We start from the raw sequence: 22,134 nt of genomic DNA on the forward strand, positions 1-22,134 counted from the left end.
AATCTAATGAACAAACCAATCGGATATGGGATTGATACAAAATGCGCTTTAATCATAAAAGAACAACCAGTCTAAAACACGGGGGAATCGTGTAAGACTAGTTGTTTAATTTTGGCCTATGTAAAAGCACTGGCACAGAAATTCTATATATAAAACTCCATATGTGCTTTTTTCTGTTTATAGTAAAGAAGCCGATCTTGCAATGTTCCGGTATGAAATTCAAACTTATGACCATCCGGATCAGTAAAATAAACCACATTCCATTACAGTCAAAATAGGCTGTTTTTTCCCCTTTTACCAGGAGTTTAGCTTGAAATACATTCTGATAAAAGTTGATAGAATGATCTAAATTGGAGACAGAAAACAATAAGTGATTCAAACCAGATATTTTCACTGTATCACCTCAAGAATAAGGTTTATTTTATTCCATTATACAAAACAAGTGATATCGTACAGAATATTCAATTGATAACAAAATGATTAGATACATTCAAATATATATTTGAATGTAAATGAATTTCACATTATAATTGGTTTACTAACAGTATTTTTCGTTGGATAAAAGGAGTGTCGTACAATGAATCAATCTGTTGTAGACGTATTAGTTATAGGAGCAGGTCAAGCAGGGCTAGTTGCAGGGTACTATTTATCTAATAAAGGATGGAATTTTCTGTTAATTGACCAAGGGGGTGAAATTGGTGAGGTTTGGCGAAACAGGTATGATTCCTTACAGCTGTTTACTCCTCGCTGGTACAGCTCGCTTCCTGGATTAAAACTTGATGGAAGCCAGGAAGATGTCCCAAGTAAAGATGAAATCGCTGACTATTTACAACTGTATGCGAGAACATATGACTTTCCCACTCATCTCCAGACAAAGGTAACTCGGCTTCAAAAAATAAAAGATGTCTTTACAATAACGACAACAGACAGAATCTACCTTGCAAAACATGTTATCATTGCAACTGGACCTTTCCAAAAGCCTTTTATTCCACAGTTTGCACAGGAATTATCCGCGGATGTCCAACAGATTCATTCAGCTGAATACCATAATCCAAGCCAAATAGCAGAGGGCAATTCTCTGGTAATCGGAGCAGGAAATTCAGGGGCACAAATAGCTGTAGAATTAGCACAAACAAAGCGAAATGTGACCATTTCTACGGGTCACCCATTGCGGTATAAACCATTAAAAATTGCGGGAAAAAGTATCTTTTGGTGGTTAAAAAAGATGGGAATTGTAAGGATGCCAAAACATTCATGGATTGGTAAGTGGCTTAGCAAGCGCTCTGACCCAATTTTCGGTAAAGAATTACAGCATCTTATTAAGCTTGGTCAAATAAGTATATCTCCACGTGCGACTCAAGCTGTGGATCGTGTGGTCACATTTGAAAATGGGGAGCAGCTGGAGGTTACAAGTATCATTTGGGCAACTGGTTTTCAATCTGATTTTAATTGGGTAGACATACCTAATGTACTAGATAGCCGAGGAAATCCTAACCATCACAAAGGTGTTAGTAAAATTGACGGTTTATATTTTTTAGGTTTACCGTGGCAAAATTCCCGGGGCTCTGCTTTAATAGGCGGTGTAAGGGACGATGCGAAATATTTAGTAGAACTAATCACCTCGAAACAGCTATGATAAGAGAAAGAGAATAATACTCACATAATGGACTTAAAGGAGATCAGAACATGCTATACAAATTCAAAAATCACTATCCAGTTATTGCTGAATCAGCCTATCTAGCTCCAGGCGCCAAATTACTCGGGAATGTAACAGTAGGTGAGGAATCGTCGATCTGGTTCAATGCAGTGTTACGTGCAGATAATGCTCCCATTACGATAGGAAACCGCGTCAGTATCCAGGATGGTTCTGTCTGTCATGTAGATGATCATGATCCTATCATCGTGGAGGATGATGTTACGGTTGGTCATATGGTAATCCTTCATGGGTGTACAGTTAGAAAAGGAGCTTTAATCGGTATGGGCTCTACCGTAATGAACGGTGCAGAAATTGGAGAATATGCATTGGTGGCAGCTGGATCACTTGTTTCAGAAGGCAAAAAAATCCCGCCTTGCACTATGGTAATGGGTCGTCCGGCAAAAATCATTCGTGAATTAACAGAGCAAGAAATTGAAGGATTAAAGCGCGGGGCAGAGCACTATGTGGCAAATAGCAGAGTTTATTTGGAAGAGAAGATTGTAGAATAGATATGGCAGAAATATATACGGTGGATGAAGAGATTAGATCATTCTAATCTCTTCAAATATGTCCGAATTATTTGTGATAAGCCTTCAGAGAAAGCCAAAGAGTACCATTCTGTCTTTCAGCATAACAAGATCATGTACAGATAAATATAATCAACTCGTACGTATAATTCTATTCATACAAATATTTTAAAGGAATGGTTTTCATGATACAGATGGAAGAAGTAGAGCAACAAATTCAGTTTGAAATGAAACAGGCTAAAGTCCCAGGTCTGGCGATTGCAATTATCCATGAAAAGAAATTAATCTATGCGAAAGGTTTTGGAGTTACTGCTTTACAAGAGAGCGGAACAGCTGTCATGTCATCAACATTATTTCGCATCGGCTCAATCTCTAAATTATTAACGGCAACCTTAGTCATGCAATTGGTGGAAGAAGGTTTGCTCAATCTTGATGTCCCCGTTTGTGAGTACATCCCTTGGTTTTCTTTGAAAAACTCAGCTTATAACAAATCCTTAACGCTTCGAACATTACTCAGCCACCGAGCAGGGTTTACTAATGGAGGAAGCTATGCAGGCAATAAGAACCCAGATGGCTTACAACAACACGTAGAGCTAGAATTGTCCCAGATTGATTTAGATGCACCACCAGGTAAAACTTATTCTTATAGTAACTTTCATTTTAATATTGCAGGTTGTGTATCAGAAGCAGTGACAGGCATTCCTTTCGCCAATCTTATACAAGAATATCTGTTTAAACCGTTGAACATGAAACTAAGCACGTACGATCCTTTAATTGCCATGACCCATTCTCTCGCACTACCTCATTACCAGGAAAATGATGACATACGTGTTTTACATCGTTTCATTGATAATCCAGCCTGTTATCCATCATTTTTTTGTATGTCTTCCGTAACTGATCTGGCCAAATTCGCTTTGTTACATCTTAATAATGGGAAAACAGGTGATAAGAGGTTACTACAGCCCGAGACAGTTGAAGAGATGCATCAAATCCAAACATATCTGTTTAGTACATGTACTAATGGATTTGGCTTGGGTTTTGCACTTCAGGAAGATGAGATGAGTACACGCTTCTCACGCCATTATGGTGATATTAGCAGTTACACGGCTGACTTTGTACTGAACCGGGAGTCTGGAAGTGCAGTCATTATTGTAAATAATCGTCCGTTTCCTCATAACAACATTACAAAACGTATCTTCGACCAGTTACATATAACCCTTCCAAAAACAAAAATAAATAAAAAAGATCTTGTAAGCAACCAGGTTTCAAAGAAGCTCACCGAAGTATGCTCTGGAACCTTTTTTGGCCCCAGTATAGGTCTTGTAAAACTAAGTGGGGAACCACTTCAGATTACAATTAATAAAAAACAAATAGATTTATATGAGTTGACAGAAGATCATTTTTTAGGTTTTACCGATAATGGTCAACAATCTTGCAGTGTAGGTGTAATAAGAGAACATGATGGCTCTGTATTGTTTATTCAAGTAAATAACAATCGTTGTTATCGCTTTACTCCACAAGAATTCCATTCAGAATCTATCAATTATCAGGAGTATTGTGGAACTTATTCCTTTCAAGGGTCCCCAGATTGGAAATTTGAAATCAGCCAATTTGAGAGCAAACTTATGATTGAAGCGGATGGAGATACGGATACGCTTATTCAAATTGGAGAAGATTTGTATACAAGTGAACAATTTGGAGCAATAAAATTTCATCGGGATAAAGAGGGGCAAGTCCTGCACTTTCTTTTACACTGTTCATGGAAAATGAACAAAGAGTAATAGTATTTTCCAGTAATAATCATTATTTGACGGTTGAAACAGTATCTGAATAATCTTACTAGAAGACTGGCCTTGTAAAAGAGGACGGCACGGAACTTTAGTTAAGCTTTCTTGAAAGAGGCTTCTCAATTGGTTCTCTAGGGGCTGCGATTCTACTCAAGTGCTGTTTCATTGATAAATTTAAATACCTGGTGATGATGAATGATAATACGAAAAGCTAATGAAAAGGACTTACAATCCATACTAAACATTTATAATCAAGGCATAGAAGATCGGATAGCAACACTTGAAACGGATGAAAAAGATCTCGACTATATGAGAAAATGGTTATTGTCGCGGAGTAGCAGACAGCCAGTATTACTTGCAGAGGATGATGGTGTCACACTGGGGTGGGCATCAATCAATTCCTACAATATACGTCGTGCCTATGACAGTGTGGGTGATATTTCCGTTTATATTGAAAGAACAAAACGAGGGAAAGGCGTCGGACAAAAATTGCTTAAAGAGCTAGAAACGGAAGGAAAACAACATGCTTATCATAAATTTGTACTAATGACACTTCTATCAAATATACAGGGACAATCTTTATATCGAAAACTGGATTATAGAGAAGTGGGGATATTGAAAGAACAGGGCATTTTGGACGGTAAGTATGTTGATATTATGATCATGGAAAAAATTTTAGCAGGCCCATAAAAAATCGAACCCATCTGCAGATTGTGAAAGTAGATGGGATTTTCACGTTCTGATACTATTTAGAATATTGCTGTTCAAGAAGTGATAGAATCTGTTGATTTTGTTTTATTTGTTTAATTTGGTTAAAATAGATTCCTTGCAAGAAAATTACTACAACAATTAATATAGTTCGATCATTTCACTCACATCCTTTGAAATTGCGAGAGTAACTATCATTTGAATAATCCTACTCTACTACATGTAACACTTTACATAAATGGTAGAAATGATTAATTCCCTGCATTTGACAATGGACTGGTCCTCGTAACGGATGAAGAGAAGGATATCAGAAGGAGTGGATGTAGTTGTCTAATCAATACCACCTAGAAGAATTTAATCGACAAGTAGCTACCTTACTCGAAAAAGAATATCATGATATGGCTGGTTTATCGGAAGAAGAGTTTATCATCCATGTTGAACCCCTTAAACAATTGATAGAAAAACACACCTTTACCTATAATGAACCGGAAGAAGGTTATTTTCCATTTGTGATAGTGATAAAAAGTGAGCTGGTAACAGCAGATCAAACCATTCAACGAGTGGTAAGGAAGAAGAAACAAGGCTTTTCTGTCATGGAAGCAGATGATATCGAGAAGTTTAAGCCGATTGAAAATCTGGTACTTCCTGAAGGAATGGCTTATCTCTTGTTGGATATTGATACAGGTAAAGAAACGAGAAATATCACACCCAATGCTGCCTTACAATCGATTATGGAAGCAAACAAATCGCCCCTTACCATCGATGAAGGCATCGCAGTGATTACGCATTTTCCAGATACCATGCAAAAAAATAACTGTTTTTATTTACTAGGTTCTCGTTGTGGGGATAAACGAGTCACTGCCTTGTGGCTCAGCACTGGTAAACCTAAGCTAGGTTGGTGCTGGGCTGGGAATCCACATACATGGCTGGGTTCGGCATCCTGTGGTAGCCGTGTAGGAGGTCTACCAGAATAATTCAGGTTTTCATATTGATAAAGGGGAAAAACACTTCCAATAATCATTTTGGGAGTATTTTTTCCCCTTTTTCTTTAACATACTAATTCTTTAACAGTGAGAATCAAGGTTAGGATTATTTTTACCACTATGATGGGATGTACCGTCTAATACTGCTTCAAAAGCGTCTAGGATTTCAAGGAAATGGGTTGCTTCTCTAAAAACATGATCAGCTAGTAACGCAGGAATAATACTTTTGATCCGGCATGCCTCGATTAAATCACGTGCTGTTCTCTTAAAATCACGGAGCTGGACAACTGATACTCTATTCTGATCCACGAACTGGGAGAGTAAGGGAGGAGTCTGTGACTGGGGGCGCATCGAGTCTAGATCAGTCGCTTGAAAAACAAGTTGATCAAAATCATGGCTAAATTCATTGGCCTGTTCAACGAGCTTACGTTCGGATGGATCTAATAGGTGGTTAATAAACTTAGCATGATCAGCCATAATTTTAAGGAAAAATACATTTTCGTTAATAATCGCATCTGGTAATGAGTCCAGAGTACCCGTATTTAATTGTTCAAGTCGTTTTGCAAAATAAGCAGCCTCTCTACTGACATGATCTACTAACAACGGAAAGTTATTACCCCCAATTCTACATGAGATAATCAGACCGAGTACATGACGTTTAAACGACCAGATATGACGAACAGCGTGTAGAATTTGTTCATTAAAATCATAAATAAACTGAGGATCAGTATCTTCTGACAAAGAAAGAGCCTGCGCTTCAATGTTTTCAAAAATACCATAAAATCTTTCAGCTTCTTTAATGAGCTTCGTATCATCGCAATTAAAACCAAGCTTTAAAAACAATGAATGTTCCTTCATAATTCTCGACCAAAAACGAACCTCTTCTAACGATCTACTTACAAAGGCATCAGTCATGTGGATTATTCCCCCAGTTAAATGATGTATGTGCCCACTAATTTATGCTTACTAGCAGAAGGATATTAGTAAAGTTGAAAATATAAAGGAACAATTTTATTGATATTCCAGAAAAGAACTAGCTCGATAATTCCGAACTAGTTAAAACAAAGTACCTTCCAATTTCAACATATTCACAATTCCTGTTCATATGAGGGTTTCTCTTTTGGCAATTCCATAAGGGAGATAAAGCGATTAGGTGTCAGTTTTGATGGGGTAAGGACGGAGTAAAACAGTTTTGAAACCGGAGTTGACATTCTTTGGTATTGGTTTTATAATTGTCATAGCAACTATAATCATATCAATTATAAAGGAGACTACCATTGGAATTAGAAAAATATATAGGTGTTATCGTACACAGGGCGGATTTAAAACTTAACAATTACTATCAAAAAGTGGTGAATCCTTTTGATATTACGGTAGACCAATGGGAAATATTGGTTATCTTGTGGGAAAAGGAGGGGATCACCCAAAAAGAACTTGCGGAAAGGCTTTATAAAGATCAGACGAACATTGCCCGGATGCTATTCAAGCTCGAGAAAAAGGGCTTTATTCATCGTGTAACCCATGAGACGGACCGCAGATCGTTACGTGTATATTTAACTGTCAAAGGTCGAGAAACAAAAGACGAAATTCTTGCTCCATCAATTGAAGCTTTTAAGAAAACGATCGAAGGTTTATCGGAGGAAGAAGTTGAGACTTTTAGAAGAATACTTACTGTCATGTATAATAACGTTAAAGATTTATAATATTTTTTAGTTTCGTCACAATAAGATGTTTTGCTATATAATTGCTATGGCAACTATAATCATGACCATTATCCTATTTTGGTCGAAAAGACGTCTGATTTTCAATTTTATACTTGCTAAGACAATTAATGCTTTGGCAAGTAAGGGATGGTGCGATTATGGAAATAAGTGAAAGCAAGACTGGAATTTTTGACGTCCGTTATAGAGCGTTGACAATCGGCATCATTTTGGCAGTTACTACGGTAGCATTCGAAGGTTTGGCTATTACGACGATTGCTCCCAATCTGGCGCAACAATTAGGCGGTATTCATTTATACGGATGGATATTCAGCGCTTTTCTACTGTCACAAATATTGGGAACCATGGTCATCGGCCAGCAAATTGGAAAAATCGGTGTGTATCGTTCATTTACATTGTCTATCATTATTTTTGTTGTGGGCATTCTTCTAGCGGCCACCTCATGGAATATGCCGATGTTGATTGGAGGAAGAGCGTTTCAAGGCTTTGGAGCTGGAGCCAGTATAACATGCGTTTACTATAGCATTACATTGAGCTATCCCGATGGATTGAGAACGAAAATTTTGGCCGCTTTTTCAAGTGCATATATTTTACCTGCCATGATCGGACCTTATTTTGCTGGATTGCTGGCAGAATATGTATCGTGGAGACTCGTGTTCTGGCTTGTATTGCCATTGATCGGGTTGGCCGTATTACTGACACTTCCTACATTTCGCAAGCTTCAAGTGGGTAACATCTCGGTTACAAAAAAAAGCCACAAAGAAGGTTACGCCTTATTGCTAACTATCGGTACGGGTATGCTGCTGACTGGATTGGGATTTGTATCCGATTGGAAAGGCATTGCGCTTTCGCTTACTGGTGTGGCCATAATGATCCGGCCACTACTAAAACTACTTCCCGAAGGCACCTTTCTCGTCAAAAAGGGGTTGCCGGCGACAATTGTCTCAAGGGGTTTGTATGTTGCGTGTTACGTCGCAACCGAAAGTTACGTTGTATTGGCTTTGACGGAAGTTAAGGGTTTGTCGGCAGACCTTGCGGGGCTGATTGTCGCCACGGGCGCGTTAAGCTGGTCTACCGCAGCTTGGCTGCAGTCTAAGCTTGACGAGAGGGATCAAGGTCGTGGCAGAAAAAAACGGGTTTCTGTCGGTGTCGGTTTGATGATAGTAGGCGTATCACTAGTCATAATGGCTATAGGATTTGAGGGCGGCGGAATAGCAATTGCATTGATTTCACAATTATTAACTGGATTCGGCATCGGAATGGCAAATCCAACTACGGGCGCTATTGCGCTGCAGCATGCCCGTAAAGGAGAAGAAGGAGAGATATCCGCCTATCTCCAATTCGTCGATGCGTTTTTTCCAGGATTGAGCATCGGAATAGGCGGGGCCTTAATTGCCATAAGCGAAATCTTTAGCAGTGGTATCTTTATGGGTATCATGTTGGCCTTATTTACTCAGCTGCTTCTCGTAATATTGAGCTTTATCGTATCTTTCCGTATTGCCAAAAGGAGTGAATAAGGAGGATATTCCGAGTCTTCGACGGTTACAATCTAGAAGAGACATGGAGGCAGAAGTGAGAGCACCTGAACCCGAAAGTCGGGGTGGATATACGGAAGACGGATGGATTATGAGATTTTCTAAAGAAAGATACGAAGAAGTAAGGTAAGAAATCAATCACCTCTCTTGAAACCTTGTCTCTCCGTGTAAATTATGCTAAAGTAACCTGAATTGTTGGCAATTTTGATTGAGGTGATGTAGAGTGTTAGAACGCTCCATGGAGAATATTAGGGATTTTAAAGGAAGAAAGGAAGTGATGTAAAGGAGAGCTGTTACTTCATTAGTAGCTCTTCTCATTAAAAATGAAAAGAGGACTATTATAATGTACAAAAATCAAAGTATAAACATAGATGGATTTAAACTGAATTATTATGTAAAGGGAACCGGAAAACCCATAGTAGTGGTAGGGAGCAGCATGTATTACCCTCACCTATTTTCGGAAGATTTATATGAAACATTCCAGTTTATTTTCCTTGATCATAGAGGATTTGTGAAACCGCCTCGGGTTCTGAAATTAGAAGATTTTACATTGGAAAAAGTGTTAGATGACATAGAGAAAGCAAGACAAACTCTTTGCTTAACCGACTTCATTATATTGGGGCACTCAGGACACGCTTTCATTGCTTTAGAATATGCAAGAAAGTATCCTGAACATGTCCAAAAAGTTGTCTTGTTAAATTCAGCACCTACTAATAGCCAGAACAGGCAGCATCAAAGCTTTACATTTTTTAATGAAACAGCAAGTCCAGAAAGAAAGCGGCAATTTGAAAAAGACATTGCTCTATTAGAAAGTGACATCAAGAAAGACCCTGAACGACGTTTTGTCCACATGTGTATTCGAATGGGTGCTCAAAGTTTTTATGACTATACATTTGATGCAGCTTATATGTGGGAAGGTGTTTATACGAATATGCAAGTCATTGATTATCTGTGGGGAGAAGCGTTTGGAGCGCTAAATCTTATACAGTCACTGAACACCTTCAATAAACCAGTGTTTATTGGTTTAGGTAGATATGATTATTTGGTTGCACCTGTTTCACTTTGGGATTTTATTGATGACACGAGTAATAACGTGAAGAAAGTGATTTTTGAGCATAGTGGCCATAATCCTATGTTTGAAGAATCTCAATTCTTTGATAGAGAACTTACCAAGTGGATTTGTGAGGACAAATAAGGATTTCAACCATGATTCACCGATTATAAGCCGGTCTTCCTTCGTTAACTCAACATAGGAAGATCGGCTTTTTTATCTAAAAAAAGGCTTAGCTTGCTTGAAAGAGCCGATTGCTATATAAAAGTACAAGACTAATAAGGTGTAAAACATGTTTGACATTTTATTAGTCATATTTTATATTATAGGTGTAAAAGGTTTTTTACACTTTGCAAATGTGGCGGTGGTAGAAGGAATGAAAAATCGAATAAAGGAGTACAGAGAAAAAAACAGTTTTTCACAAGGAAAATTAGCGGAGCTATGTAATGTAAGTAGGCAAACGATTAACGCTATCGAGAACAACAAATATGATCCAAGTTTACAATTAGCATTTAATATAGCTAAGCATTTAGGTACCCCTATGGAGGAGTTATTTATACCACCGGAGAATGGAGAGGAAAAAAATGGATAAATCAAAAAGGATCATTACCGTATTATCCTTTGCTCTTTTTTGTACGCTTGCAGGGATCACTCTATATCGGTGGATACGATATGGAACAATAGATGGGGGTTCTATATTTTTCAGCTTTCTTGCCTTATCATATTTTTTTAATACTCTTACTTGGGGCAATCATAATGGACCTACTAAGAAGGACGAATTAGACCATCATATTGAAACTCAGAGTGCAAAGATAGGTTACTTTGTATTAATGATATTGTCAGCTTTAATTTTGTTCATCTCGGAAGGGGTATCTAATTTGAATGATATTCAGAATTATCCTTTACTTATTGTAGTCGGTCTTACATTTGTGACACTTCCGATTACAGAATTCCTATATGCAAGGAAGTACAAGTAAGATATTCTACTACAAGCGATGAAACCTAACTGAAAGGAAAATGGACCATGATTACACTGCTTGAAAATACAAAAATAGACGACGTAATGGATATTTGGCTTAAATCAAACATCGAAGCACATAATTGTATCCCAGAACAGTATTGGCTGGATAATTACGAGCTAGTAAAAACAGAGTACCTCCCAATTTCCAATACAAATATTTATGAGGACCAAGATACAGTTAAAGGATTTATTAGCATCATGGATGGCTCATTTATCGGAGCATTGTTTGTATCGAATGAATATAGAGGTCAAGGTATCGGAAAGAAACTGATCAATTATTGTAAAGAGCGATATGACACCTTAGAATTAGCTGTATTTAAGGATAATAAGCCGGCAATCGCATTTTATTATAGTTGTAACTTTAAAATAGCTACTGAACAGCTACATGAAGATTCAGGTTTTTGGGAATACCATATGATCTGGTCGAAATAGTCTTATCGTAATTAAAATTGTAGGATGCCAAAAGGGGAAGTAGATCGCCCGAAATCGTTAATGAACCAGCGATCTCTCCCTATATTTTACCAAAATCAATGAGAAATCTATATAAAACGACGAAAAGTTTGACCAATATAGCCTATTATGTTCTAATAAAACTATGTTCCAAATAATCAACAACCCCTTACCTTTAAAATATTTATCTAATAGAGTGATTATTTGAATTATTAGAACATAGTTTATTTAGAACATGCTAGGGAGGAATCTATCATGAATGCTGAAATACGTGGACGTGGCTTTCTTTTAAAACAACGATCCTTTTTAAAGTTTTATCTGATTACGAAAATTGAACAGCAAAAAGGATACGGCCTGCAAATGTTAGATGATTTGGAGAATGAATTTAAACCATTCGCCTACTCTCCTACCCATACTGAATTATATAAATCTCTTCATGAGTTAAAAGATGAAGGCATTATTGATTGGCATCGGCAATTAAAACCAGAGACAGACTTACAAGAGATCAAAATTTACCGAATCGTCGATCAGGAAAAGGCTAACCTTTATAAAAAGCAAATGAAAGTAGAGCTGGATAGGTGCTATGGTTTGTTAAGAAAAGCGTTACAGGATAATTATTAGAAATCAAATAGTAATGATAGTAAAAAACCTTCAGTTGGTTCACATCGATGAATTTATGATTATTCTCATCTGTGATATGGTCTGAAGGATTTTTTGTTAGACAGTTTAGTAAAAATAAAGGTTTAGAGATCTCAACGATTATTGTCGTTGGATAAATATGAGAAAGTATATTACGATGTATGGGCAACCTTGGACTAAAGAAGTATATAACACCTTTAAGGAGGTATTCATTATGAACTCTTCTGTATCGAATGAAGTCCAAGCACTCTATCAACAACTAGTAGATGCTTGGAATAATCGCAGTGCCTGTGCAATGGCTAACCTGTTCACAGAGGAGGGCGAGAGTATCGGTTTTGATGGAAGTCATTCGATTGGACGCGAGGAGATATTTTCGCACCTCAAACCGATCTTTGAAGACCACCCCACTGCTACATATGTAAGCAAAGTTAAAAGTGTGCGTTTTCTTGGTTCTGATATTGCCATGGTACGAGCAATAGCTGGTATGGTACCTCCTGGACAATCAGACCTTAATCCTAAAGTCAACACACATCACACTCTAGTTGTCGTTTCTAATGAAGGAAATTGGCGTATCCAACTTTTTCAGAATACACCAGCTCAGTTTCATGGAAGACCTGAGTTAGTCGAACAAATGACAGAAGAGTTAAGAGAGTTACTTAAATAAGTCGTAAAACATGACAAACAGCTGAAAGTATCTGGAAGAGAAGAGTGTTGAGCAAGTAAAGAAAATCTAATGAAATCAAAAAGGCTGCAGGAATCTCTATGGTGGATTCCGCAAGCCTTTTTTAGTAGTACACGACTGATTAACTTCCTATGTACCAAATGCTCATTACCGATATTCTTTTACAGTCGGCGGTTCATACTTATAAAACTTATCAAGTAGTGTCCCCACGTCTGAATCCACAATCGCCATTGCCTTATATTTTTCCTGTAAGAATTGCTCTTTCACCATATGTTGGAGTAGAGCGATCAATGGATCATAGTAGTGGTTCACATTTAACAGTCCAAATGGCTTCTGGTGTAAACCAATTTGAGCCCAAGTGAAAATCTCAAAAAATTCCTCTAATGTACCAGGACCTCCAGGCAAAGCAAGGAAGCCATCTGCTAGCTCCGCCATTTTTGCTTTTCGCTCATGCATCGAAGAAACGATGAACATCTCAGTTACATTTTGATGAGATATTTCTCTGTCAATTAACAATTGCGGCATGACACCGATTACTTGTCCACCCTCTTGTAAAACGGTATCAGCTACTGCGCCCATTATTCCGACACTTGCCCCACCGTACACGAGTGTTATCTCCCGTCTAGCTAATTCTTTTCCTATTAGAATAGCTCCTTCCGTATAAGAGGAGCAAGCTCCGCTACTTGAACCACAAAATACTGCCAAACGTTTCAACAAAATAACCTCCAGACGATTAATTTTATCTCATGTAAAAATTATATTTGATTTTCCGATAAAATATAAGACATGAAAAATGTGGAGGTTGTTTCATTGAACATATCTGAATTCCAAAGTTGGATTAAAGAGTATTATGAAGAAAGAGGATGGTCTGATTTAGACATCTTTATTCGTATTGGTTTTTTGGTAGAAGAAACTGGTGAAGTAGCAAGAGCAATAAGATCTTTAGAAATAGGAAGAGACCGCCCCGATGAACAAGCGGGTACATTATTGGAACAAAAGAGAGACTTAACAGAGGAGCTTGGGGATGTTATTGGAAATATTATTATCATTGCAAATAAATATGACATATCCATAGAAGATATTTTTAGAGCCCATCGAGAAAAATTGCAGCAACGTTATATTACAAAATAAGTAACTCGCCGTAGTGGAGTTAGTAACGACTCCTACACGCATGTGGTATTTTAATCGACGAAGAAAACCATAGAAGCTAAACCTAAAAGAGACTATTTTGAGAAATGTGTAATCAAAATAGTCTCTTCATTATTTATTTGCTAGATCTATTTATTAGTGGGGTAGTGAAGTAAAACAATCAAACTAAAAGACCAGGTTAGTTAAAGAAGATGTATGCTAACAATATATTCTATAAAATTACTTCCGTCTAACACATTCCTACTTTGTAGAAATTACACATTGTAAACATTGAATAATAGTCTACAACCAAATTCCGGGAATAATATTCGTGGTGGTTAAAAGGACAAACAAAAAAGAGCAGTTCAGCTCTTTTTTATTTTTGTGTGGAGTATTTTAGTTCCTTTTGTTTTTTCTCCATATATTTTTTACCCCACTCTCCCATAACGTCCAGTACAGGAATAAAGCTTTTTCCTTCTGGTGTTAGTGAGTATTCTACTTTAGGAGGAACTTCTTTATACACTTCTCTGTGAACCATTCCGTCCTCTTCCAATTCTCTCAGTTGCCTTGTCAAGATTCCTTTTGAAATGCCTGGTAACAACCTTTGAAGTTCATTAAATCTTCTTGTTTGCTGACTTAGATACCATAAAATAATAATTTTCCATCTTCCAGCAATTACATTCTGAGTAAGTGTCAAAGGACATACTTCTTCATGATTTTCAGGAGGCGTTTCTCCTTGAAATTTAAATCGAGCCATTGTATTTTCCCTCTCTTTACATATCGGTAATATTTTTGTGACTATGCCATAAAAAAGTGCCTACTTTTATTATTGTTACTATTGAAATACTATATATTTGCACTTATTAATTCAACATGAAAATTTATGTTGCTGTGGTTTTTACTGTGTTGATGAAGAAACATGAAAGTTAATGGTGATGGAACTAATTGCATTCATCAATCGTTAATCATATATCAGAAAAGGATTTAGAGGAAATTGTTCTTGGGCTAACAAAACTAAACAAATTATTTGATATTGCACTTGAGGAGAAAGATAACAATTGAAAACAATACTTGTAACAGGTGGAACAGATGGAATTGGAAAAGGTGTTGCTATGCACTTTTTTAAAAAAGGCGACCGTGTAATTGTTGTCGGTAGTTCTTCTGCAAAAGGCGACATTTTCTATAATGAGGCTAGACAATTAAGAGCAGAGGGAAGGGCAATTTTTCTTCAGGCAGATTTGAGTTTGGTAAAAGAAAATCAGCGTATTATCGAAGAAGTAAAAAGCCGGTTCCATTCTTTGGATATGGTAGTTTTATGTGCAGTGTCTCAAAAGTACAGAAAAACATATTCTGAAACACAAGAGGGGTTTGAATTTACTTTTGGGTTATATTATTTGAGTAGATTTATTCTTAGTTATGGCTTAAAAGAGAATTTGGAAAAAGCTGAGAATCCTGTTATTCTTAATGTTTGCGCACCAGGAATGAATGGAACTGTTAACTGGGATGATTTACAAAACAAGAATAGTTTTAACAGTACAAAATCTAAGTTTCATGGCAGCCGATTAAACGATTTACTAGGTGTTGCATTTGCCCAAAATGATACCAGTGGAAGGATAAAATATATTCTCTTTAACCCTTGGGCTGTGCAAACCTCTGGAGCTATAGAAGCATATGAACAACCTGTGATGAAGAATATAATGAAGCTAATCTATAAAATAACAGGAAAACAGGTAGAAAAAGCAATTGAGCCTATAATTGTTTTGTTAGAAAATCCACCTAAACCTTCTTTATCTGCTTTTAAACAACGAAAAGAAGTAAGTCTTGCGATGAAAACTTTTGATAAAGAAAATGCTCAAAAGCTTTTTAATATAACTGTTCAATTGTTGAAAGGATTTCCGAATGAAAACTAAACAGTCGAAAAATAAAAAGTACCAACGAAAAAACATAATGGAGGAAAAGTAAATGAAAATATTAGTTACGGGTGCAACAGGGAAATTAGGGTCAAAAGTTATAGAAACGTTATTAAAAACTGTACCAATGAGTCAATTAGCTGTTAGCGTTCGAAATCCAGAGAAAGCAGAAAGATTACAAGCTCGCGGTGTAGAAGTTCGACACGGAGATTTTGATCAACCAGAAACATTAGATTCTGCTTTTTCAGGAATTGATCGACTTTTAATTATATCTACGGTTGGGGATGATGAAACAATAATTAGACAGCATACTAATGCTGTAGCTGCTGCTCAGCGTGCTCAAGTTAAATTTATTGTTTATACTAGTGTAACAAATGCAAGTGAAAGTAACTTATTCCTTGCCCCAGCTCATCGAGCTAGAGAAGAAGCTATTTTGAAAACAGGCATTCCCTACTCGTTTTTACGAAACAATTGGTATTTGGAAAATGAAATTGGGAGTATACAAGGTGTGATGGCAGGAGCACCTTGGGTTACATCTGCAGGAACAGGAAAAGTAGGTTGGGCACTTCAACAAGATTATGCGGAGGCAGCAGCAACCGTATTGACTGGGAACGGACACGAGAATACAGTTTACGAACTTTCCGGTAAGCTTATGACTCAAGAGGAATTAGCATCTGCTCTTGGAACTGTAATAGGTAAAGAAGTACCAGTACAACAAGTCGATGATGCTACTTATACCGATATTATGAAAGGTGCAGGGGTACCAGAATCCTATCTTTCTATGCTTGTAAACATACAAAAAGGCATTCGAAATGGTGAATTAGAGATAGAGTGCAACGCTTTAGAAAAATTACTTGGTCGCCCTACTACAACAATAAACGAGGCTTTGAGCCAAATTGTTAGTCAAATTCCACAAACAGGAAATTAAGTTTAATCAAAAAACGACCTTCTCATATGTATGGAGGTCGTTTTTTATATAAAAGGGCTAGGAGGCTTTACTTCTTGAATAATGTGAAATAATGTACGTGAACTAATGAGTGGTGTTATTTGAAGATAATAGGCATAGTTGCATCTGTGTTTCTATTTTTTTTATTCCATTAAAGGGCGCTTTTCTAGAGTGGAGAAAAAATTTCGATTTCTCATTTAATTTCGTTATCTTGCTATTACATTCTCAAAGCATTATTTTTTCGTAATTATGAGGTTATAGTGTTAGTTATCAAGAATGCTAAGTAGGGAGAGATAAAAATGGTTCAAGATATACCAACGCGTGTAAAAAGCCTAAATTGGGATTCCATTCAAAACGAATTAGATGAGCAAGGATTTGCAAAGCTTTCACCCATTTTAACAAAAGATGAATGTGAGTCCTTCAAGGAACTATATAGCGAGGAAGAGTCATACAGATCGACCATCAATATGACAAGGTATCGCTTCGGGAGTGGGGAGTACAAATATTTTTCCTATCCATTACCTGACATCATCCAAAGTTTAAGAGAATCCTTTTATCCAGAGTTGGCCAAAACAGCAAATCGATGGTTGGGTTATTTAAAGAAGCCCGAGCAATTTCCGAATAACCTTCAAGACTTTTTGGGAATATGTGAAGAACATGAACAAACTAGACCAACAGCCTTAATTCTAAAGTATGAAAAAGGTGGGTTTAATTGCTTGCACCAAGATTTATATGGAGACGTATTTTTCCCGTTTCAAGTAGTATTTGTATTAAATCAACGAGATCAAGACTATACGGGTGGTGAATCTCTTTTAGTAGAACAAATTCCTCGTGCTCAGAGTAGGGGACATGTGATTACTTTGGAACGAGGCGGTGCACTAATCTTTCCTACAAACCATAGACCTGCTCTTGGTAAAAAAGGATATTACAAAAATACGGTTCGTCACGGGGTAAGTACGGTTACATCTGGAGAACGATACGGTCTTGGAATCATTTTTCATGATTCTAAGTAAATATCAAATTTCAATATCTTGCTATTTTATCCCTGAAATCGTACATTCTGAATTTATAGAGGGTATATTGTAAGGAGAGGTGAGAATAATGCCGGACAGTATCAATAATGGATTTCAAGAGAGTCATGATCATGGAATTTTGAGTGACGTGGAAATGATGACAAATGAAAAGTGGCAAGCAATTATTGATAATGATGCTTCGTACAATGATCAATTTTTCTATGCTGTAAAGACCACGGGGATCTTCTGTAAACCGTCATGTAAATCCCGCGTTCCAAAAAAAGAAAATGTACGTATTTTTCAAAACGCAGAACAAGCTCTCCATGCAAATTTTCGCCCTTGTAAACGTTGCAAGCCTACTAATGAGAAATTGCCTGATAGTGAGTGGGTTGCACTTACCACTGAGTACATTGATAAAAATTTCACAGAAAAATTAACTCTAGAAACGTTAGCAGATATTGCCCATGGGAGTCCCTATCATTTGCATCGAACGTTTAAAAAGATTAAAGGTATCACGCCAGTTGAGTATATACAACAGGTTAGATTAAACGCGGCTAAAGAGCACTTGATTCAAACAAATAAAGCTATTGCGGATATCGCCATATGTGTAGGTATGCCTAACACGCCCTATTTTATTACTTTATTTAAAAAGAAAACCGGACATACACCCGCACAATATCGTCAAATGACTAAAATGGAGGAAATGTAAAATGGAATCAAAGAATAAGCCAACCATTTATTGGTCTTTGCTAAAGTTTAGGGATTGGAGTTTTTATATTGCTTCAACCTCTAAGGGGCTTGTGTTTGTTGGTTCACAGAACAAACCATTCGAAGAATTGTCCGAATGGGCTAAGAAACGTTTTCCTGGAAGTCCACTTGTTGAAGGTGATGAAAAACTTGGATCCTATGCGGCTGAAATCACCCAGTATCTAGAAGGTAAACGGAAAAACTTTACTGTTCCATTTGATTACAATGGGACAGCATTCCAGCTTGCAGTCTGGAACGCACTTTGTGAAATTCCGTACGGACAGACTCAGTCCTATTCTGACATAGCAAATTCTATTAATAAACCAGCAGCTGTTCGTGCTGTAGGAGCGGCGATTGGGGCTAATCCAGTATTAATTACCGTACCGTGTCATCGTGTAGTAGGAAAGAATGGGTCGTTAACCGGCTATCGTGGCGGATTAGAAATGAAGACACTCCTTTTGGATTTGGAAAGACAAGCTTCATTTAGCAATGAGTGATTATTACTGTAAAATGAACGGAAAGGAGGTGCCGACATGAAAAGTGAATTGTTCTACAAAAACCTGAAAACCATTTTTAATAAAGGTACAGGCTTTTTTTCTGGATAACTCATTCACTAAATCCTTATTGGCTATTATTCTCACTGCGGGCGTTTGGCGGTTTTTTCTTCGGGGCTATTCCTGCGATGGTACAGGGATTTAATACGCTTACACTATTTAGTTAACACACTAAATTTCAGGAATTTTTGTGGTATTTCTAATAGATTGACTGATTAAGCCCAATATGTTCTAATAAAACTTGAGTATATATTTTGTCCTGACCGAGTTTGCAATGTAAACAAACTTAGCGGGGCATAACTACTACAACTTAGTGAAATAGTGTCCAAATTTTCAAGTGGACATTTCACTAAAATTATTTGGGTAATTATAGGGGATATCAGCAGTGCACTGATCTATAGTTACTTAAGTAATACATAAATACATAATAGGGGGTAGTATAGAGAAAAAGAGTAATTTGTTGCTATCGACCTAAGTTAAAGTCTTAAACCGGTTCTAGTTCAAAAATTATCACAGACTAAGTTTGTCAAACAGTCACAGTGAAATTAGGGGAGATATGAATTGAAAAAGTCTTTGAAAAACTCAGTAGCTATTACGACAGCACTATGTACGGTATTAGGGAGTGCTGGATTAGTTCCAACTTTTGAATTTGGGACTACGAAAGCGTATGCATCCTCTCAAGGAACAGGAGTTACTGGGGAAGAAACTACACCTCCGACAGTTAAACCTGAGAAGAAGAATATTTATGCTAAAGATATTGAAGTTTCTGAAGGTAAATTAGATCCCAAGTTTAAAAAGGATAAATATAGGTATGAAGTAGAAGTTCCTTATGAAGACGATACTATTAAAATTAGAGTTACCGTAGATGAGACTGACTTTAAAGATCCCGTAATTAAAGTTGATGGAGATAAAGTCACAAACGGTAGATATTCTGATAAAATTTATCTAGATGCAGGCAGTAACAAAATAAAGGTAGAGATCAAGGATAAAGACGGGAATAAAGAGGAATATACCATTACCGTTTTCCGTGAAAAAGAAGATAGAGATAAATACAAAGATGATAATGACAATTACAACAACTCTAATTATTCTAGTTCAGACGGTAAGTCTGGTTCCAAATCATTCAGTTTCGTAAGTAAACCAAGTGTTGATAATTTGAAAGCTAGTGATATGTTAGGTAGACATGCTGGTCACATTGCATTTCCTGAAACCCTTGAATTAAAATCAGGCGCTATTTCCGCCACACTTAATTCGTATGATACAGTTAAGCTGTCTAAAGCAAAATCCGAAGGTAAACAGCTTCGCATGTATTATTACAATGCTAATTCTAAAAAATGGGTAGCTCTTTCATCTAAAGCAACCATGAATGGTAATTACGCTCAAGTAACAGCTAATACCGTAACAGGTGTACCTACTTGGTATGCTATCTTTGCAGTTAATCAACCTACTTTTGTAGATACTGCTAACCATTGGGCAGTCAATTCAATTGATCGTCTATCCGGTATTGGAATTTTTGAAGGTTATAAAGTAAAAAATGGTTATACCTTCAAGCCAAATAGCCAAGTTTCTAAAGCAGAACTTTCTACTACTTTATCTAAAATCTTAGGAGTCTCTGTTAGTCAAAACGACTACACTATGTACAATGTTCTTCATAAATTAGATAGCGGAGAAGAACAATCTATTATTTCCACAATGCAAGGTGTACCTACTTGGGCTAATTCCTATGTAGCTCCACTTAAAAAATCAAATGTTATTCCTGAACACTTTAGCGTCAACTTTAACGGGGGTCAAATGGTAACGAGAGCAGAAGCTGGTGTATTCATCACAAACGCTCTTAAATCAATCCCTGGGTTCAATGTACAGGCTCTAAACGTGCGCACTTTTGCAGACGGTAGCAACGTTCCTGCTTGGGCAGTAGACAAAATTGACTATCGAATTATGAAAGGTGATTCAAAAGGCAATTTAAATCCAAATCAACCAATTAGTAGAGCTGAATTAGCTTCAATGCTAGATCGCACACTTCAAACATTAGGTTGGTAAAATAAAAAGGGATAGGGTGGTCATAGCCCCGTCAAGTAGACAGTAAAAAAAGAGTAAATTCGTTATGCGGCGATCGCTACTCGGTATTCTACCGGGGAGAGATCGCCAAATTTTTTCTGGAAACGTTCCTGGTTGTAGTAGGTAATATATTCAGTAATCAGTTTTCGAGCGTCACTCATCGCATGAGCCTCCGCACCTTTTTTTGGTTAATTAGAAGCCCTTCTTTGCATAGTGCCGTACGCATACGCTTATAGCCGAAATAAGGTCGGAGTCGATGAATGGCAAGAATATGTTCCTTTAGATTGGTATCCAGCTCAAAACGAGTCTTACGTGATCCTAAGGCAGTTTTCCACTTGTAGTAACCAGCCCGTGATACCTCTGCAATCTTACAAAGAGTAATGATGGGATATGTTTGACTCATTTTTTCGATGGTGCCGAACCTGGCTTGCTTATCCAACTTTCCTCCTCATGTAGATTCGGATTGAGCTTTTTCAGATTTTCTACCTGCACTCTCAATTAGGCATTTTCCTCTTCTACGTTGTTGGATTTCTTCTTAATCCAGCGTCCTCGATAACGATTCTCCATTTTGATGTTTGCGAACCCAGGTGATGATTTGAGCATCGCTTTTAATTCCTAATCTTTCTCAAATCATTGCATAGCTCCACTGGTCTTCGCCCCGTAGACGAACAGCTTCTTTTTTGATTTCTTCACTATATCGAGTAAAAACTTGTCCCTTTTTTGGTGGCATGAAAAAACCCCTCCGGTCAACAGTAAAGAGTCTATGATATCATGAACTCTTTTTTTACTGTCTGCCGTAAGGGGATAATACCAGTAAAGAGTTTATCTAGCGAATATGGTGTTTCAGAAGTAACCATTTATAAATGGGTGAAAGAATTTACTCCTTTCGGAGAAGGGGAACAAATGATTACACCTAAAGAAGTTGTTGCTATGCAGAAAGAAATGCTCCGATTAAAGCAGGAAAATGAAATTCTATAA

General features: G+C 37.1%; 25 protein-coding genes and 2 pseudogenes. 21 read left to right on the top strand and 6 right to left on the bottom strand.

The annotated features are described in order from the left end of the window. Nucleotides 1-143: 143 nt before the first annotated feature. Nucleotides 144-394 (bottom strand): annotated as a pseudogene (locus LM917_RS10075) (VOC family protein). A gap of 183 nt (nucleotides 395-577) precedes the next feature. On the opposite strand from LM917_RS10075, the gene LM917_RS10080 reads away from it, so the two are divergent. From LM917_RS10080 to LM917_RS10100, 5 genes are all read left to right on the top strand, one after another. Next, nucleotides 578-1,636, top strand: coding sequence for a flavin-containing monooxygenase (locus LM917_RS10080; protein WP_232697380.1), 1,059 nt, complete (start codon nucleotides 578-580; stop codon nucleotides 1,634-1,636). Nucleotides 1,637-1,686: 50 nt separating this feature from the next. After that, nucleotides 1,687-2,205 (top strand): gamma carbonic anhydrase family protein, encoded by a 519-nt coding sequence (locus LM917_RS10085; protein WP_232697381.1) that lies wholly within the window; start codon nucleotides 1,687-1,689, stop codon nucleotides 2,203-2,205. 203 nt (nucleotides 2,206-2,408) lie between these two features. Next, nucleotides 2,409-4,004 carry a serine hydrolase domain-containing protein gene (locus tag LM917_RS10090; RefSeq protein WP_232697382.1) on the top strand — a complete coding sequence of 532 codons (1,596 nt, stop codon included), beginning with the start codon at nucleotides 2,409-2,411 and terminating at the stop codon, nucleotides 4,002-4,004. Nucleotides 4,005-4,205: 201 nt separating this feature from the next. Continuing rightward, nucleotides 4,206-4,700, top strand: coding sequence for an arsinothricin resistance N-acetyltransferase ArsN1 family A (locus LM917_RS10095; RefSeq protein WP_232697383.1), 495 nt, complete (start codon nucleotides 4,206-4,208; stop codon nucleotides 4,698-4,700). A 344-nt stretch (nucleotides 4,701-5,044) separates the two neighbouring features. After that, nucleotides 5,045-5,692 (top strand): DUF5701 family protein, encoded by a 648-nt coding sequence (locus tag LM917_RS10100; RefSeq protein WP_232697384.1) that lies wholly within the window; start codon nucleotides 5,045-5,047, stop codon nucleotides 5,690-5,692. 90 nt (nucleotides 5,693-5,782) lie between these two features. Here LM917_RS10100 and LM917_RS10105 read toward each other — a convergent pair whose 3' ends face one another. Beyond that, nucleotides 5,783-6,616: a DUF2935 domain-containing protein gene (locus tag LM917_RS10105; RefSeq protein ID WP_232697385.1), complete on the bottom strand. Its 834-nt coding sequence runs from the start codon at nucleotides 6,614-6,616 to the stop codon at nucleotides 5,783-5,785. 362 nt (nucleotides 6,617-6,978) lie between these two features. On the opposite strand from LM917_RS10105, the gene LM917_RS10110 reads away from it, so the two are divergent. The 8 genes from LM917_RS10110 (at nucleotide 6,979) to LM917_RS10145 (ending at nucleotide 12,782) form a co-directional block, all read left to right on the top strand. Further along, nucleotides 6,979-7,404, top strand: coding sequence for a MarR family winged helix-turn-helix transcriptional regulator (locus LM917_RS10110; protein ID WP_232697386.1), 426 nt, complete (start codon nucleotides 6,979-6,981; stop codon nucleotides 7,402-7,404). 158 nt (nucleotides 7,405-7,562) lie between these two features. After that, entirely contained in the window at nucleotides 7,563-8,939 is a 1,377-nt protein-coding gene (locus LM917_RS10115) for an MFS transporter (RefSeq protein WP_232697387.1), read from the top strand. Nucleotides 8,940-9,300: 361 nt separating this feature from the next. Further along, entirely contained in the window at nucleotides 9,301-10,152 is an 852-nt protein-coding gene (locus LM917_RS10120) for an alpha/beta fold hydrolase (protein ID WP_232697388.1), read from the top strand. A gap of 232 nt (nucleotides 10,153-10,384) precedes the next feature. Continuing rightward, on the top strand, nucleotides 10,385-10,600 hold the full coding sequence (locus LM917_RS10125) for a helix-turn-helix transcriptional regulator (RefSeq protein WP_232697412.1): 216 nt from the start codon (nucleotides 10,385-10,387) through the stop codon (nucleotides 10,598-10,600). Continuing rightward, nucleotides 10,593-10,985, top strand: a complete 393-nt coding sequence (locus LM917_RS10130) for a DUF2178 domain-containing protein (RefSeq protein ID WP_232697389.1) — start codon at nucleotides 10,593-10,595, stop codon at nucleotides 10,983-10,985. The genes LM917_RS10125 and LM917_RS10130 overlap by 8 nt, the downstream gene beginning before the upstream one ends. A 47-nt stretch (nucleotides 10,986-11,032) precedes the next feature. Further along, a complete protein-coding gene (locus LM917_RS10135; protein ID WP_232697390.1) occupies nucleotides 11,033-11,461 on the top strand; it encodes an N-acetyltransferase in 429 nt (142 codons plus the stop codon). A 273-nt stretch (nucleotides 11,462-11,734) separates the two neighbouring features. Then, nucleotides 11,735-12,100, top strand: coding sequence for a helix-turn-helix transcriptional regulator (locus LM917_RS10140; protein WP_232697391.1), 366 nt, complete (start codon nucleotides 11,735-11,737; stop codon nucleotides 12,098-12,100). Between the two features lie 232 nt (nucleotides 12,101-12,332). Then, nucleotides 12,333-12,782 carry an SgcJ/EcaC family oxidoreductase gene (locus tag LM917_RS10145; protein WP_232697392.1) on the top strand — a complete coding sequence of 150 codons (450 nt, stop codon included), beginning with the start codon at nucleotides 12,333-12,335 and terminating at the stop codon, nucleotides 12,780-12,782. A 165-nt stretch (nucleotides 12,783-12,947) separates the two neighbouring features. Here LM917_RS10145 and LM917_RS10150 read toward each other — a convergent pair whose 3' ends face one another. Next, nucleotides 12,948-13,514 (bottom strand): LOG family protein, encoded by a 567-nt coding sequence (locus LM917_RS10150; protein WP_232697393.1) that lies wholly within the window; start codon nucleotides 13,512-13,514, stop codon nucleotides 12,948-12,950. Nucleotides 13,515-13,610: 96 nt separating this feature from the next. Here LM917_RS10150 and LM917_RS10155 point away from each other — a divergent pair, with 96 nt between their 5' ends. Continuing rightward, a complete protein-coding gene (locus LM917_RS10155) occupies nucleotides 13,611-13,931 on the top strand; it encodes a MazG nucleotide pyrophosphohydrolase domain-containing protein (RefSeq protein WP_232697394.1) in 321 nt (106 codons plus the stop codon). Between the two features lie 373 nt (nucleotides 13,932-14,304). Here LM917_RS10155 and LM917_RS10160 read toward each other — a convergent pair whose 3' ends face one another. After that, complete coding sequence (locus tag LM917_RS10160; RefSeq protein ID WP_232697395.1) at nucleotides 14,305-14,685, bottom strand: winged helix-turn-helix transcriptional regulator; 381 nt, start codon at nucleotides 14,683-14,685, stop codon at nucleotides 14,305-14,307. A gap of 301 nt (nucleotides 14,686-14,986) precedes the next feature. Between LM917_RS10160 and LM917_RS10165 the strand changes: the two genes are divergently transcribed. From LM917_RS10165 to LM917_RS10190, 6 genes are all read left to right on the top strand, one after another. Beyond that, nucleotides 14,987-15,838 carry an SDR family NAD(P)-dependent oxidoreductase gene (locus tag LM917_RS10165; RefSeq protein ID WP_232697396.1) on the top strand — a complete coding sequence of 284 codons (852 nt, stop codon included), beginning with the start codon at nucleotides 14,987-14,989 and terminating at the stop codon, nucleotides 15,836-15,838. Between the two features lie 52 nt (nucleotides 15,839-15,890). Beyond that, a complete protein-coding gene (locus tag LM917_RS10170; RefSeq protein ID WP_232697397.1) occupies nucleotides 15,891-16,766 on the top strand; it encodes an SDR family oxidoreductase in 876 nt (291 codons plus the stop codon). Between the two features lie 317 nt (nucleotides 16,767-17,083). Next, on the top strand, nucleotides 17,084-17,797 hold the full coding sequence (locus LM917_RS10175) for a 2OG-Fe(II) oxygenase (protein ID WP_232697398.1): 714 nt from the start codon (nucleotides 17,084-17,086) through the stop codon (nucleotides 17,795-17,797). Between the two features lie 88 nt (nucleotides 17,798-17,885). Then, on the top strand, nucleotides 17,886-18,506 hold the full coding sequence (locus LM917_RS10180) for a bifunctional transcriptional activator/DNA repair enzyme AdaA (protein ID WP_232697399.1): 621 nt from the start codon (nucleotides 17,886-17,888) through the stop codon (nucleotides 18,504-18,506). Nucleotide 18,507: 1 nt separating this feature from the next. Then, complete coding sequence (gene adaB / locus LM917_RS10185) at nucleotides 18,508-19,041, top strand: methylated-DNA--[protein]-cysteine S-methyltransferase (protein WP_232697400.1); 534 nt, start codon at nucleotides 18,508-18,510, stop codon at nucleotides 19,039-19,041. A gap of 618 nt (nucleotides 19,042-19,659) precedes the next feature. After that, a complete protein-coding gene (locus LM917_RS10190) occupies nucleotides 19,660-21,138 on the top strand; it encodes an S-layer homology domain-containing protein (RefSeq protein WP_232697401.1) in 1,479 nt (492 codons plus the stop codon). A gap of 62 nt (nucleotides 21,139-21,200) precedes the next feature. Here the strand turns inward: LM917_RS10190 and LM917_RS10195 are convergent, their stop codons facing one another. Both LM917_RS10195 and LM917_RS10200 read right to left on the bottom strand, forming a co-directional pair. Then, nucleotides 21,201-21,317 (bottom strand): IS3 family transposase, encoded by a 117-nt coding sequence (locus tag LM917_RS10195; protein ID WP_232697402.1) that lies wholly within the window; start codon nucleotides 21,315-21,317, stop codon nucleotides 21,201-21,203. Further along, entirely contained in the window at nucleotides 21,314-21,595 is a 282-nt protein-coding gene (locus LM917_RS10200; RefSeq protein WP_232697403.1) for an IS3 family transposase, read from the bottom strand. The genes LM917_RS10195 and LM917_RS10200 overlap by 4 nt, the downstream gene beginning before the upstream one ends. 374 nt (nucleotides 21,596-21,969) lie before the next feature. Here LM917_RS10200 and LM917_RS10205 point away from each other — a divergent pair. Further along, a pseudogene (locus tag LM917_RS10205) lies at nucleotides 21,970-22,134 on the top strand (transposase); the annotation flags it as partial.

This window comes from Brevibacillus daliensis, from assembly GCF_021245735.1.
Classification (GTDB): domain Bacteria; phylum Bacillota; class Bacilli; order Brevibacillales; family Brevibacillaceae; genus Brevibacillus_B; species Brevibacillus_B daliensis.

Coding starts and splice junctions, on each gene's coding strand:
- LM917_RS10170 (WP_232697397.1), top strand. CDS start 15,891: ATGAAAATATTAGTTACGGGTGCAACAGGGAAATTAGGGTCAAAAGTT.
- LM917_RS10160 (WP_232697395.1), bottom strand. CDS start 14,685: ATGGCTCGATTTAAATTTCAAGGAGAAACGCCTCCTGAAAATCATGAA.
- adaB (WP_232697400.1), top strand. CDS start 18,508: ATGGAATCAAAGAATAAGCCAACCATTTATTGGTCTTTGCTAAAGTTT.
- LM917_RS10145 (WP_232697392.1), top strand. CDS start 12,333: ATGAACTCTTCTGTATCGAATGAAGTCCAAGCACTCTATCAACAACTA.
- LM917_RS10090 (WP_232697382.1), top strand. CDS start 2,409: ATGATACAGATGGAAGAAGTAGAGCAACAAATTCAGTTTGAAATGAAA.
- LM917_RS10120 (WP_232697388.1), top strand. CDS start 9,301: ATGTACAAAAATCAAAGTATAAACATAGATGGATTTAAACTGAATTAT.
- LM917_RS10135 (WP_232697390.1), top strand. CDS start 11,033: ATGATTACACTGCTTGAAAATACAAAAATAGACGACGTAATGGATATT.
- LM917_RS10085 (WP_232697381.1), top strand. CDS start 1,687: ATGCTATACAAATTCAAAAATCACTATCCAGTTATTGCTGAATCAGCC.
- LM917_RS10195 (WP_232697402.1), bottom strand. CDS start 21,317: ATGAGTGACGCTCGAAAACTGATTACTGAATATATTACCTACTACAAC.
- LM917_RS10095 (WP_232697383.1), top strand. CDS start 4,206: ATGATAATACGAAAAGCTAATGAAAAGGACTTACAATCCATACTAAAC.
- LM917_RS10125 (WP_232697412.1), top strand. CDS start 10,385: ATGAAAAATCGAATAAAGGAGTACAGAGAAAAAAACAGTTTTTCACAA.
- LM917_RS10180 (WP_232697399.1), top strand. CDS start 17,886: ATGCCGGACAGTATCAATAATGGATTTCAAGAGAGTCATGATCATGGA.
- LM917_RS10115 (WP_232697387.1), top strand. CDS start 7,563: ATGGAAATAAGTGAAAGCAAGACTGGAATTTTTGACGTCCGTTATAGA.
- LM917_RS10175 (WP_232697398.1), top strand. CDS start 17,084: ATGGTTCAAGATATACCAACGCGTGTAAAAAGCCTAAATTGGGATTCC.
- LM917_RS10080 (WP_232697380.1), top strand. CDS start 578: ATGAATCAATCTGTTGTAGACGTATTAGTTATAGGAGCAGGTCAAGCA.
- LM917_RS10140 (WP_232697391.1), top strand. CDS start 11,735: ATGAATGCTGAAATACGTGGACGTGGCTTTCTTTTAAAACAACGATCC.
- LM917_RS10105 (WP_232697385.1), bottom strand. CDS start 6,616: ATGACTGATGCCTTTGTAAGTAGATCGTTAGAAGAGGTTCGTTTTTGG.
- LM917_RS10130 (WP_232697389.1), top strand. CDS start 10,593: ATGGATAAATCAAAAAGGATCATTACCGTATTATCCTTTGCTCTTTTT.